This is a genomic window from Paenibacillus sp. D2_2 (assembly GCF_031199965.1).
Classification (GTDB): domain Bacteria; phylum Bacillota; class Bacilli; order Paenibacillales; family Paenibacillaceae; genus Fontibacillus.
Genome location: NZ_CP133605.1, coordinates 3631880 through 3644390 on the forward strand (window position 1 = coordinate 3631880; position 12511 = coordinate 3644390).

Below are 12511 nucleotides of genomic sequence, written 5' to 3' on the forward strand. Positions count from 1 at the left end.
AGTAGATTAAGAAGAGTATAGCGCTTACATAATAATGCAGCAACCTGTTATGTCATGCTTTTCCTTACTTCATTAATTGGTTAAGATAAGGGGCTTATCAAACACAAGATCATATGAATATATTTTTTGCTGCGTATCCATCTCAATATCGAATTCCCCATTTTGGTTCACATCACTATAAAACGTAATTTGTCCAAAGTTATTTGTTGGAGGTTTTATTGATATTTTCGTCTTAAATTCACCATTCTTTTGAAGAACTATTTTTCCGTCTGCTAAAAATCCATGTCCATCCTCGACCAGATAAAAGAAATAATCTTGCTTCAATCCATCTATCTTACCGGAGATTTCAAATTCCAATTGTGAAATATCTGCAGGCTGTTCATCGATAGTCGTATTTAGAACAATTTTTGTGATATAGAAAATACCTCCGGTGTTCTCGGATGACTCTAACTGTGAAACCAAGAATGACACAAAGAAATAGGAGTAAATGATGAACGAGTCTATCCCCCACGATTCTCCCCCCTTCACTATTAAACACTTTTATCCTTCTTTATGTTTCACCTCCGATGAAATAAAAAGGTTCATGCTCGACCAGAAGCCGCGCTACTCATATTTATTCAAAATTTGAAATTCACTTTGGTCGAAGGTTTCCTCTAAATATGTTTCCCCCATTCGCACATCGACTTTAAAAATGGAGCCATCAACATGCCAAGTTTTGTAACCGAATATTCCACTTTAGGCGGGACTTGATTGTATATTTTTCGGCTTACGATTCCGTCTTGTTCAAGTTCTCTTAACTGCTGAATCAGCATTTTTTGTGTAATGCCCTGGATCATCCGCTTTAATTCGCTTGTTCGCAAGGACTTCTGGGTTAGATGATACACAATAAGCGGCTTCCATTTGCCTCCAATGATACTCATTGCAACTTCCAGCGTACAGTAGTATGTTCTCACTCCTTAACTCCTCCTTTGTTCGTACAATAATTACTTTTTGGTGACTATATCACTAAAAAGTACGTACTTCATTATTTAACATTTTTGATTCATAATGACAAATACAAGTTCATGGATGCAGTACGGTCAGGACAAAATTACAAATCAAGAAGGATGGAGATGTGGATGGAATATACAACCGAAATGACTGGAGTGTCTTTAAGCACTCGGCAAAAGCTGCTCGTTTTCTCTTTTGTTTTGCTGACATTCGTTACAGGAACAAGTGAATTCGTTATTGTTGGATTATTATCCCAAATTGCATCTAGTTTGGAAGTCACCATTTCATCTGCAGGGGCGCTGGTATCCGGGTTTGCCTTTGCAGTGGCCGTCGGCACGCCGATTATAGCCGTTCTGGTTAGCCGCTATCCTGCTTATCCGCTTATGTTAGGTTGCATGTTAATTTTTATTGCGGGCAATATTGCCAGCGCCCTTTCTTCCACTTATCTTTGGCTGCTAGGGGCAAGAGTTGTTACTGCAGTTGTATGCGGGTTAATGCAGACAATTGCCATGACCGTTGCGAGCGAGGCAATACCCATTTCGAAAAGAGGCGCGGTCATTTCGCTTGTGTTCGCAGGGTTTACGATTGCTAGTGTATTAGGTGTACCGCTGGGAACCTGGATCGGACAATCAGGCGGTTGGAACATGGCGTTCTGGTTTACAGCCGGTTTAGGTGTTATTTCCTTAGTGATGCTCTCGCTTACCGTTCCGAAAAACCTGAAGGGGCCACCAAGCTCATTAAAAAGCCAAGTCGGTTTACTGACTCATGCCCGAATGATCATGGCTTTCTTCATCCCGGCACTGAGCATTGCCGCCACTTATACCGTGTACACTTACATCATGCCAATATTGGAAAATGAGCTACTTATTCCAGCCAGATATACAAGTCCTATTTTGCTGCTATATGGTGTTGCCTCGATCATTAGCACATTGTTAGCCGGAAAAATAGCTGCTCACGATGGTTTAAGGAAATTACGGTTTATTTTTGTTATGCAAGCTATCATTCTTGCTTCTCTTTATTTTACGGTACATTCTACCGTGCTCGGCTTGATAAATATCTTCTTGACAGGTCTTGCTATTTACTTGTTCAATGTTAGCTTTCAAATGTACCTGATCGATTTAGCTGAGGAATACTCTCCTTCCGCTAAAGTGTTCGCCGCTTCTTTGTTTCCGGTGTCCGTCAATTTAGGCATTGCTGCAGGAGCGGCAATGGGCGGACTGATAGCAACCAATATCGGTCTATCCTACACCGGGTGGATGGGAGCTCTATTGGCATTGACGGCAGCCTTGCTTACTTTTATAAGCGTTCATAAGAGAATAACTACATCCCGATAGGCTGCAAAGAGTGCTCTTAAAACCGCATAAATTATCTCTTTTCATGAAATATTAGGGGTAAACTGCGTAAGACATCAAGCCCATACGAAGGATGATGAATGAATTGAAAAATCAACGGAACCGATCTATGTTTCAACATTTATCCTACGATCAAGGTGAGCCTTTATTTTCTCAGCTAGAGCAAGCTTTTCAGAACGCCGCTGATTATCAATCCGTAGGTGTAGGATATGTAGGCAAGGAGCAAATCTATCTTTGCTACCTTACCTCCTTAGTCGGGTCCGACCACATGATATTCCAATTAGAAGTACCAGAAGATGCGACCAATACAAATCTGGATAGTTATATTGGTACAAAATATACGGTTGGGAGCTATAAGGAATGTGAAAGAGCGATTTGTACTGGAAAGACGATCCTCTGCACTCATAATTCCTCCAACTGCATTATTCTGGATACGGAGAATCCTCAGCAGCGGGGATTGCAGCAGCCACAGACCGAAAACGTCATCCAGGGGCCGATGTATTCCTTTAACGAACACTATTCAACGAACATCGCGCTGGTTCGTCAGCGCATGCAAACGCCCCGCCTGAAAATTTGGGAAACGACCATCGGCGAGATAACGCATACCACAGTAGGGATGATGTACCTAGAGGGAGTCACCGATCCGGGACTTATTCAATATACACGCGATAAAATCAGCAGTATTCAAACGGATAGTGTACAGGAATCAGGGGAACTGCTGCGCTTACTCAATCCAAAGACCGGTTTATTTCCCGTCGCCGTGACCACTGAGCGCCCAGATCGGGTCTCAGCTTCCTTGTTGAATGGAAAAGTCGTGATTTTCCTGGATGGTACTCCTTTTTCCATTATTGCTCCCGGCTCCTATTTTGATTTCTGGGAATCCGCTGAAGATCAATATCTTACACCTTTTATTGCCGTTTTTATAGAGTACTGCGGTTTATGGCTGTCATGCTAAATCTGTTTCTTCCTGCCCTTTATGTTGCGATTACGTCCGTAAATCTTGACGTAACCGGCTGGAGATCAATCTCGGTGCGTCTGCAAGCCGAGAAGGCGTTCCCTACCCAGTATGGATGGAATCACTACTTATGTTGTTTTTATTAGATTGTATCGTCGAGGCGGGCATCCGCCTACCGCGCTCAATTAGCGCCACGGTCACTATGGTTGGGGGCGTCGTGCTTGGACAAGCCATTATCCAAGCCAACATTGTTAGCAACCTGCTAGTGATTGTGGCGGCTACCACGGCATTGACCAATTTCATCGTTGTGGATTATCAAATGGGATTGGTACAGCGCATATTGAAATACTTCTTTTTAGCTGGAGCAAGCCTACTCGGTATACTAGGGATTGTGTTTGCCTTCTCAATCATGGTCATCTGCCTGTCGCGAATCAAATCCTTTGGCATCTCATATTTGAGTCCACTCGGGCCAGATGCAAGAGCACGATCAGGCAGTCTTGGATTACTTGGACACTCCCATCATTTTTCACTTACAAATTGGCTCAACTTTGGGAAGAAGGAATAAACGATGAAGCCACCTACTTTATCAACGACCCAATTCTTTGGATTGCAGATTATGATATTGGGGGCAATTTCCTTTTATTTTTATCCGTATCTCGTGATTAATGCCACTAGCCATGGCTTTTGGATCCCCATCGTGATATGGATGCTGCTAGCCCTGGTCGGAGCTTGGCTCTTCAGCCGAATGATGGCACTGCATCAGGGAAAGGATGCCTTCACGATCGTGAAGAAGGAGCTTGGCTGGCTGGGAATCGTGATATTTGTGCTGCCCCTCATCTGGTTTATGTGGCGATCCATGGTCATTATGATCAGCGCACACACCGAAATCATCGCCATGACGATCCTGCATACAACGCCTGGGTGGGTGCTTAACGGAATCATCTGGATTGCCGTATTTTTGGCATCTGGCGGATTTGGATCGATCGTACGGACGGCTTCGATTTTTTTGATAATCAGCTTTCCGATTACCATTATTTTGTTTTTCTTGGCGATGAGCGACACTCATCTATACTTGGGCAAGCCCTGGCTTCACAGTACGGGGAATTTCTCACAAATCCCCGCTTTTATGCTTCATCCTGTATTTGGACCGGTTATTTGTATTTTGCAGTTTGCGGGCAATTCACCCAAAAGGCTGGCGTGCTGTGGAAATCGTATACTGCAGCGGCCATTTGCTTCATACCGCTAATCCTGGGCTCGGTGTACCTGCCCGTATTGACCTTCGGCGCTGAGATGTCGCGAAATTTAACCTTACCGTACATATCCAAAATGGATTCGATATACCATTTCTGGCTCATTGTCGAAAATTTAACTGCCGTGTTTATTTCATCCTCAATGCTGTACCTGATATTAGCACTAGCGATCATAGTGAACATCATCGTCACAGCTGTGAAGGTTATCTTCCCCAGCTGGAACGATAAACTACTGTATCTGCTGACTGGAGCGGTAACATACGCTTCCACGCTTCTAGTTCCATCCTGGGATTGGATTGAAAAGGCTCTTATCGTGAATTCTCCGTTCCGGTTATATCTCATGTTCTTATTTCCACTGGTCGTAATTATGAAATCGATGATTTCAGAAAGGATGAAATCCCGTCCATGAGCTTCAAATCTCGTCCTCTGTTCCTTCTTGGTCTCCTGCTTCTGCTAGTGCTCCCGCTCTCAGGCTGCTGGGATGTGAGAGATATTGACAATCGGCTGCTTGTCACCACACTTGGGATTGAGGAAGCCCCAAATAATCAAGTGAAGATTTGGGCTAGATTTCCGCTTCCGAGTGTCAAGGGGACTAGTGGGGGGGAACGGATAAGGATTATATAACCGTCAATCAAGTTGGGGAAACCGTAGTAGATGGGATTGATGGCATCCGCCTCAAGCTGACTAAATTTATTGATCTATCACAGATCAGAACAATCTTCTTGGATCAGAATCTAGCAAAAAAAGGATTCCTCCCTTATTTGGAATTCGCCATGCGGGATCGGACGCTCCCCTTGGACGCTCTCGTTACACTGGTGTCCGGCGATATGGAAGCGGTGTTGAATCAGCCTTATCCGACGGGCGAGTTGTCCGGCATTTACTCTAAGCTTTTTTTCGAAAGCTACGCAGGAGGAACAGCACAAAAAAATAAAATGACATTATGGGAGGTCTTCAGCCGTTATTTCAATCCATTAGAAGAAAACATCATTCCCGTATTGAGCAATGATCCGGTCACGTTATTTAGGCTTCAAGGCAACGCCTATTTTCAAGGAGATAAAATGGTGGGGATGCTCAGTCCGGAGGAAACCTTGATTACCAGTATCGTTACAAATAAGATGTTTCCGTTTGAGATCGAAACGGCGCAAAAAATGGACGTTAGAATCATGAATTCTAAATCTTCTATTCATGTTAAAATGATCAACAACAAGCCGTTTATCCGTATACGCGCCAAAACCACCATGACGTTGATGGATTCCGCACGCGGCATACACATAGATCCTTCCGAACTGGAGGCCTCTATTAACAAGTTGATTGAAGAACGGGCCAATAAAGTGTTCAAACGGACTCAAAAGGATCAAGCCGATATATTTCGTCTGGGCAATTATTTCAGAAGCATTCTACCCGAGTCTTCGTATAATCATTGGCCCGAGCTCTATCAGCAAGCTTCCATTGACTTCAAGCTCGAGTCCAAGCTAAAGAACACCGGACTGCAGATCATGAAGAATCCAACGGATTAAGGCTTCATGAGACAACGCAAAAGATTGAACAAGCAGGAATAGGCGTGCTATTGTCTCTTGCTCAATCATATCGAAACGAAGGACGAACATCGCTCTTTCCTTTACTTATAATACGGTTCATCGTGACACCCTAACGGCGAAATCAAAAAGGCACCCATTTAGGGGTGCCTCGAAATGTCTAGTACCTTTCCAGTTCGTAAAACATGAGAACCGTCCGTTTGCTGGAGATGGCCTCCGGCGCTCTGCGCTTGCCATAATACTATTCGAACCTTTTCAGCGCTTCGAATAAGCGCCTTAGGTTATCCAACAAGTCGCTTTTTGCCTCCGGAGTCCAATCAGCCAAAGCCTCGCGCATATTGCGCTCACGGGCGAGGTTAATCGTCGTTCTCACTTCCTCCCCGTACGTCGTCAATTCAGACACGCGAATCCGGGAATCGGAACTTGAAGGATTCGTATGAACCAATCCGGCGGTCTCCAGTTTATCGATTTGCCGGCTAACGCTCGAATAGTTTTTTCCCATCATATCGGCCAAATCACCAACACTAGTCGGCTGGAGATGCCCGATGCCTACGAAGACGCGAAAGGTTGCCGCCTCCATATTTACGCCGGCATTTGCAATCATTTTCTTATCCCGGTCCGGTCGATTCATAATAGAAACTAAATCAATAAGCGCTTTAAAAATTTCATATTCCATAATCTATCTAATGCACCTTAACAACTGGCCGAGGCGCCAGCGGGGCATTCCAAGCCTCCTCGATATTTTCTAAAGTATACTCTTTTATACCGATTTTTAACTTCCCTTCGGCGGCCATGTCAAAAACACCTTTAACGGCCGATAGCATATCCGCTTTAGAAATACTCTTATCTCCGCTACCTACGAGTTCGATTGTTGACGAACGTAAAATAGACGAAGGTAAATAAATATTTTCTTGGCCGGATGAGGTTCCAATGCTTACAAAGCGGGTGGTACGGTCCGTACGTGCCCTAGCAAGAGCTGACATGATAGCAAGAGCGCTATCGCCCCAAAGGTAATCCAAAACGACATCGACACCTTCAGCAATAACCGGTATTAAGGCATCTTCAAACCTATTTTGTCCGTTGTCCACGATCATGTCAAATGCAATAGCCTTATCAGCTTCAAGTGCTTGCAGTTTCGACTCATTGCGTCCCGTGACAATGATTTTCTTGGCCCCCAGTCCCTTAGCGATCTGAACTGCTAAACTACCGGATGCACCAGTAGCGCCATTAATCAATACGGTTTGGCCGGGCATCAAGCCAGCTCGAAAAACCAGTGCCGCCCATGACGACATAGCTGGGTTGGCAATAGCGGCAGCCGTGAGATCATCAACGCCATCCGGTAAGCGGATAACCAGCTTCTCGTTGACCGTCGTTTGCTCAGCCAAACTGCCATGAGGTGTAGTTGGCAGTGCAAAGTAAACACGAGTTCCATCCTTCAAAGTTCCAACGCCGTCAATACCGGCCACGATTGGAAAATGAGCTTCCGATGAGTAGTGCATCCCCATTGAACGAAATTTGCTAACACGACTCAAAGCTGTTGCCGAAACAGTAATGATAACTTCACCATCTGTCGCTACAGGAGAATCAAAATAACCCATTACGGGAATGGCTCCCTTTGCCTTTACGATTGCTGCCCTCATAGATCGTATACCCTCTTCCATTTAAATTATGTGCATATTGCACATAATTTATTATATCGCATTTATGTGCAAAATGCACATTTTATTTCAAACTGGCTGCCGAACCGTTCCAACAACCCCCATTGAGGTTCCGGATTTAATGTATGATCAAGGAAAACCATTCTTTAAGCCTGAATAAGGAAGGGTGCCTATGCGTTCTAAGAGGAAGCCTGAATATCCTTGCAAATAAAAAAGGCTCTGATCTGCATAAAAAAGCAGAACAGAAACCTATTGATGATGGGTATGATGCGGTCGAGAGGACTCGAACCTCCACGGTATTGCTACCACTGGCACCTGAAGCCAGCGCGTCTGCCAATTCCGCCACGACCGCATAATTTCGTTGATGCAATGTTTTGCAGCAACGAAATATAATATACCATGAATTCATAACTGAGTCAACCAAAAATTTCTACTTTTTAAGTGTCTTTGAGATTCAAGAGCACGGTATCGTTGAGCGCAACTTGTAGAATAACCAACGTAATAAACATAAGCAGGTGCCCCTAAGTCTCTCCAGACTTTTGGGGACACCTCCCTCTTCGTTTCAGTGATTTTTTCAGAAAAAATCGCTTGGCACCTTCAAGAGCTCGCTTACTGTTCGACCACCGTCCTATGGGCGATTCGAATCACTGCTTCGCTGACGGCACTGCTCACTCTCTTGTCGAAGGCGTCCGGAACAATGTAATTTTCATTCCGTTCCTCATCCTTTACCAGTTCCGCAATACCTTTCGCCGCAGCAAGCTTCATCTCATCCGTAATATTCCGAACCCTTGCGTCCAAAGCGCCTCTGAAGATGCCCGGGAATACCAGGAGGTTATTGATCTGATTGGGGTAATCAGATCTACCTGTTGCTACTATTCTTGCTCCGCCTTGATAAGCATCCTCCGGCATAATTTCTGGTACCGGGTTGGCAAGAGCAAAGATGATGCAGTCTGAATTCATCGTTTGCACCATCTTCTTCGTCAACACTCCTTCAACCGACACCCCGATGAATACATCCTTGCCTTTAATAATATCTCCAAGAGTTCCTGTCTCGAAGTCTCTATTCGTAACTTTCGCGATTTTTTGCTGGGCCTCGTTCATTCAGCCGGCGCTCTCCGAAATTGCACCGTTAATATCGCATAGCACAATATGCCTCGCTCCCGCCGCAAGCATTAATTTCGCTACAGCAATACCCGATGCGCCCGCGCCGTTGATCACGATGCGTATACTGTCCAAAGATTTATCAACAATCTTCATGGCATTGTACAGACCTGCAAGCACTGCAACGGCTGTTCCGTGCTGGTCGTCATGGTATACGGGAATACTCAGAGTTTCCTTCAGTTTATCCTCGATGTAGAAGCATTCAGGCGCTTTAATATCCTCCAGATGAATACCTCCGAAGCCGGGTGCGATAACTTGAATGGTTCTTACAATTTCATCTGGATCAAGGCTGTCGATACAGATCGGGAACGCGTTCACGTTGCCAAACTCCTTAAGCAATAGCGCCTTGCCTTCTATTACAGGTAATCCTCCTACGGGGCCGATGTTACCAAGCCCCAACACGGCAGTCCCATTCGTTACGATGGCGACGGTGTTGCCTTTGATCGTGTACTCATAGGCCTTTTCCTTGTCTTTGGCAATTTCTTTGCAAGGTTCCGCTACTCCCGGCGTATATGCCAACTCCAGATCGTGTTTGTTATTAAGCGGCATTTTAGTTGCAATTTCGAGCTTACCGTGTCCCACCCTATGTGCCTGTAATGCCTCTTCCTTTATGCTCATTTGTTCCAACCCCCGGCATAAATTGATAGATCTGTTCGGCTCTTATCATTCCTTGTTTGATCTAACGGATAACATGAAGACCGACCCGCCTCTGGTATCTGATAGCGCTTACAAACTTATCCCCTCCACTTCGTTGACTTTAGGTTGCCAACGACCCAGTTTACCAGAACATCTACCGTATACCGGCGTTATGATTGTATTTCTCCAGTGGACATTCATATAATAGCACACGCCGACCTCCATGGGAATTGATATTGGCGGAATAGTGAACTCCCGTGGGAGCAGGCATTGATAAACTTGACTCTTAGTCCACCATGTTCCTATTATACGGACAACACTGTTCAAGATATGCCTTCCGCCAGGGATCTATAACCCATGTTTTTCTTCGCTATGCAAAAAGCTCGTAAATCCCCTAGATGGAAATTTACGAGCTTATTCATTCTTAAGCACGGTGCCGTGCTTGAGATAAATCCTAACTGTAAAGTCAATCTTGCTTAAACACTATTTTTCTGATCGTCTCCACCGACAAACCGTATTCATCCGCAAGGTGTTCGATAGACGTTTTCCCAAATATTTCTGTCTAATTTCCGTGTTACGCTCTTGAAAATAACTTCTCGCTCCGGTTACCTCTCCCCATTTCTTTCGCTCCCTATCTTTAGGAAAGTACAAGGTTTCTCCGGCGGCATACTTCTGTACTTCTTTTAATAAACTCTCAGGAAGAACGTCAGAGGCGTTTTTGTATTTCATTCAAGCCCCTCCCGTGGGTTACCCATTCACCTTCAAAAAATCCTCTACAGTTCTATAATCATCAAGATCAATGTCGCTTTCTTTAATCGCCTGCCTGAATTTAAGTTCAACATATTCAGCCCGTTTACGGAATCCCACAAGGTCGCTTGCCTTGAATGAACTGAGGATATCTATGTCAATGATTTCGAATTTTGCACCCCAATCATCAACTTCGTTTTGCAACATACAAGACCAAATGTAGGCATTGATGGGATCGTTCTTATCACACCAGTGATACACTCTACGCCATGTGTAGCTCAGTTCCTGATACCACGCAGCGAGTTCTGAAAAGTCAGGAACGCCCTTTCTACTAACGTTATTTCCTTGTTCATCGAGAAAATTTTTAGTAACTTTGATTATTTCATAGCAGAGGCGCTTTTGTGTATCTGGTGACTCTTCCATAATAATTTCCTGATATAGCTTGATGAAATTGTCAGGTACTTTCTTCATACCAGATAACTCCTGTAGTTGGCTCGTTTGTCCGTGTACAAAATAGCGACAGTTTACGAAAGCTACTGCGATAGCTAGTAGATCGCAAATGTGTCCAGCATTTTCGCGTACTTTATACAGCCTTTCTTCGAACAGGGTATCCTGATAAATCTCCTTCACGGTATCAAACCATTTTTTGCGCGTTCATACATGTACTGGGGATTTTGCAGATTAGCCCGAAGGCGTGCCTGAAGGCTAACAAATCTTTGCCTATCTTCTTCACTTCTCGCCCAAAGGATAATGGCGTCGGCTAAGCAAGTCGTGTTGTACTCCTTGATATCAGCCATGCGCTCAATACGTTCCCATGACATTGGATATAAATCATAACCGATGCCATCGATGATAAATGTTCTCGCCAGCCCGTTCGCTCTGTTTGTCGCAGGAATATAGAAGCTGAACGTTGTAGCTTCCATATCCTGTTCGAGTTTTAAGGTCTTATGCTCAAGCAGGAGACACACATCATCATGGTATTCAGACTCGACTTTTTTAACCGCCCATTCAGCTAACCGGGTATCGTTCTTATTCATAAAGGAACCACCTTTTTGTTTTGTCAAGCGCTTGCATATTGAGAATAACATTCGCATCAAGCATCAGCAATGCCATCTATTTTTAGAACTATTCTATACCAAATAAAATTCAGATTTTACTTTATTCATGTGTTCCAGAAGACTCCGCCACAAATAAAGCTCGCAAATCCCCTTGGAAGGAGACTTATCAATTTATTGGCACCAACAACCTCTTCCCGTCTCTGAATGCCACAAGCTCTTTGTAACCCAAACGTTCAGCATCCGCTCTGGCTTGATCCAACAGCATCCCGATATCATCTGGAAAATGCGCGTCCGAGGACAAAGTAAGTGGAACCTTATACTCAGCAAGCACAGAAAGAAATAACGGACTCGGGCAGCTCTCTTCTATCGGGTATCGATATGCAAGTCCTGTATTAATCTCGGTAATGACCCCGCTCTGCACCATTTCCTTCGCCAGCATTCGGTAATAAGGAAGCAGTTCCTTCTCGTCAGCCGGCCTGAATCCGAATACCTTAAGGTTGTCGGGATGGGCGATAATATGAAACAGCCCCGACACGCAGGCCTGCCTCAATAGCTCGTAATAGTGCTTATAGGTTTGAATCGGGTCTCTACCCTCAAATTCATTTTTCGTCTCAGGATTGTCAAACCCCCATCCATCCAAAAAATGAACGGACCCAATAACGTAATCCCACTCGGACCCTGCGAGAATTTCCCTCAGTTCCCGTTCTCCACCCGGAAAAAAATCAGCTTCGATTCCCAGGGCAAGATCCGGTCTTGAAGCCTTTGCCTCCGTTACGAAGCGAACGAAATCGGAAATCGACGCCACGCATACCTGATCCAGCCATGCTTGCTGCATTCTCCCGACAGGGCTATCGTCCAGCAGCATATGTCTCTCATAATATGGCCGACATTCCCGGAAACGGTATAAATGATCTACCACGCCGAACTGTCCGATCCCTCTTTTACGCCCCGTATTCAAAAAGCGATCCAGCCATCCCTCATTATAGCAACCCTGTTGCATTCTGTGTGACAGGAGCTTTGCCATTTCCTCCCCATATTGCAGCGTATGATGACCTAATGATGCATCCTGTTCAGGCTCCGTAGAGGCAAGCGCCTGCAGAGTGCGAGATAACCAGCGCAGCGAATAGGGGCCCTCCTCCAGATGAAAATGCATGTCTACCTTCACTATA

The 12511-nt window shown here is 44.8% G+C and carries 14 protein-coding genes, 1 tRNA gene and 1 pseudogene; 6 read left to right on the plus strand and 10 right to left on the minus strand.

The window, feature by feature from the left end:
* Window positions 1–72: 72 nt before the first annotated feature.
* On the minus strand, window positions 73–471 hold the full coding sequence (locus RE628_RS18355; protein ID WP_309154422.1) for a hypothetical protein: 399 nt from the start codon (window positions 469–471) through the stop codon (window positions 73–75).
* A 182-nt stretch (window positions 472–653) separates the two neighbouring features.
* Window positions 654–953: a winged helix-turn-helix transcriptional regulator gene (locus RE628_RS18360; RefSeq protein ID WP_309154423.1), complete on the minus strand. Its 300-nt coding sequence runs from the start codon at window positions 951–953 to the stop codon at window positions 654–656.
* Window positions 954–1118: 165 nt separating this feature from the next.
* On the opposite strand from RE628_RS18360, the gene RE628_RS18365 reads away from it, so the two are divergent.
* The 6 genes from RE628_RS18365 (at window position 1119) to RE628_RS18390 (ending at window position 6064) form a co-directional block, all read left to right on the plus strand.
* Window positions 1119–2324, plus strand: coding sequence for an MFS transporter (locus tag RE628_RS18365; protein WP_309154424.1), 1206 nt, complete (start codon window positions 1119–1121; stop codon window positions 2322–2324).
* A gap of 91 nt (window positions 2325–2415) precedes the next feature.
* Window positions 2416–3297 carry a spore germination protein gene (locus RE628_RS18370; protein ID WP_309154425.1) on the plus strand — a complete coding sequence of 294 codons (882 nt, stop codon included), beginning with the start codon at window positions 2416–2418 and terminating at the stop codon, window positions 3295–3297.
* A gap of 64 nt (window positions 3298–3361) precedes the next feature.
* Entirely contained in the window at window positions 3362–3862 is a 501-nt protein-coding gene (locus RE628_RS18375) for a spore germination protein (protein WP_309159503.1), read from the plus strand.
* A gap of 3 nt (window positions 3863–3865) precedes the next feature.
* Window positions 3866–4543: a GerAB/ArcD/ProY family transporter gene (locus tag RE628_RS18380; RefSeq protein WP_309154426.1), complete on the plus strand. Its 678-nt coding sequence runs from the start codon at window positions 3866–3868 to the stop codon at window positions 4541–4543.
* Window positions 4495–4956, plus strand: a complete 462-nt coding sequence (locus RE628_RS18385) for a hypothetical protein (RefSeq protein ID WP_309154427.1) — start codon at window positions 4495–4497, stop codon at window positions 4954–4956. Before RE628_RS18380 ends, RE628_RS18385 begins: the two co-directional genes overlap by 49 nt.
* A gap of 313 nt (window positions 4957–5269) precedes the next feature.
* Entirely contained in the window at window positions 5270–6064 is a 795-nt protein-coding gene (locus tag RE628_RS18390; RefSeq protein WP_309154428.1) for a Ger(x)C family spore germination C-terminal domain-containing protein, read from the plus strand.
* Between the two features lie 259 nt (window positions 6065–6323).
* Here the strand turns inward: RE628_RS18390 and RE628_RS18395 are convergent, their stop codons facing one another.
* The 8 genes and pseudogenes from RE628_RS18395 to RE628_RS18430 all read right to left on the minus strand — a co-directional run bounded on the left by RE628_RS18395 (window position 6324) and on the right by RE628_RS18430 (window position 12507).
* Window positions 6324–6758, minus strand: a complete 435-nt coding sequence (locus RE628_RS18395; RefSeq protein WP_309154429.1) for a MarR family winged helix-turn-helix transcriptional regulator — start codon at window positions 6756–6758, stop codon at window positions 6324–6326.
* 7 nt (window positions 6759–6765) lie between these two features.
* Complete coding sequence (locus tag RE628_RS18400; RefSeq protein ID WP_309154430.1) at window positions 6766–7722, minus strand: quinone oxidoreductase family protein; 957 nt, start codon at window positions 7720–7722, stop codon at window positions 6766–6768.
* A gap of 286 nt (window positions 7723–8008) precedes the next feature.
* Window positions 8009–8092 (minus strand) — tRNA-Leu (locus RE628_RS18405).
* 257 nt (window positions 8093–8349) lie between these two features.
* Window positions 8350–9519: pseudogene (locus RE628_RS18410) on the minus strand (NADP-dependent malic enzyme).
* Between the two features lie 501 nt (window positions 9520–10020).
* Window positions 10021–10266, minus strand: coding sequence for a CD3324 family protein (locus tag RE628_RS18415; protein ID WP_309154431.1), 246 nt, complete (start codon window positions 10264–10266; stop codon window positions 10021–10023).
* Between the two features lie 18 nt (window positions 10267–10284).
* Complete coding sequence (locus RE628_RS18420; RefSeq protein WP_309154432.1) at window positions 10285–10755, minus strand: hypothetical protein; 471 nt, start codon at window positions 10753–10755, stop codon at window positions 10285–10287.
* 155 nt (window positions 10756–10910) lie between these two features.
* A complete protein-coding gene (locus tag RE628_RS18425) occupies window positions 10911–11321 on the minus strand; it encodes a hypothetical protein (protein ID WP_309154433.1) in 411 nt (136 codons plus the stop codon).
* 187 nt (window positions 11322–11508) lie between these two features.
* On the minus strand, window positions 11509–12507 hold the full coding sequence (locus RE628_RS18430) for a PHP domain-containing protein (protein WP_309154434.1): 999 nt from the start codon (window positions 12505–12507) through the stop codon (window positions 11509–11511).
* Window positions 12508–12511: the final 4 nt, after the last annotated feature.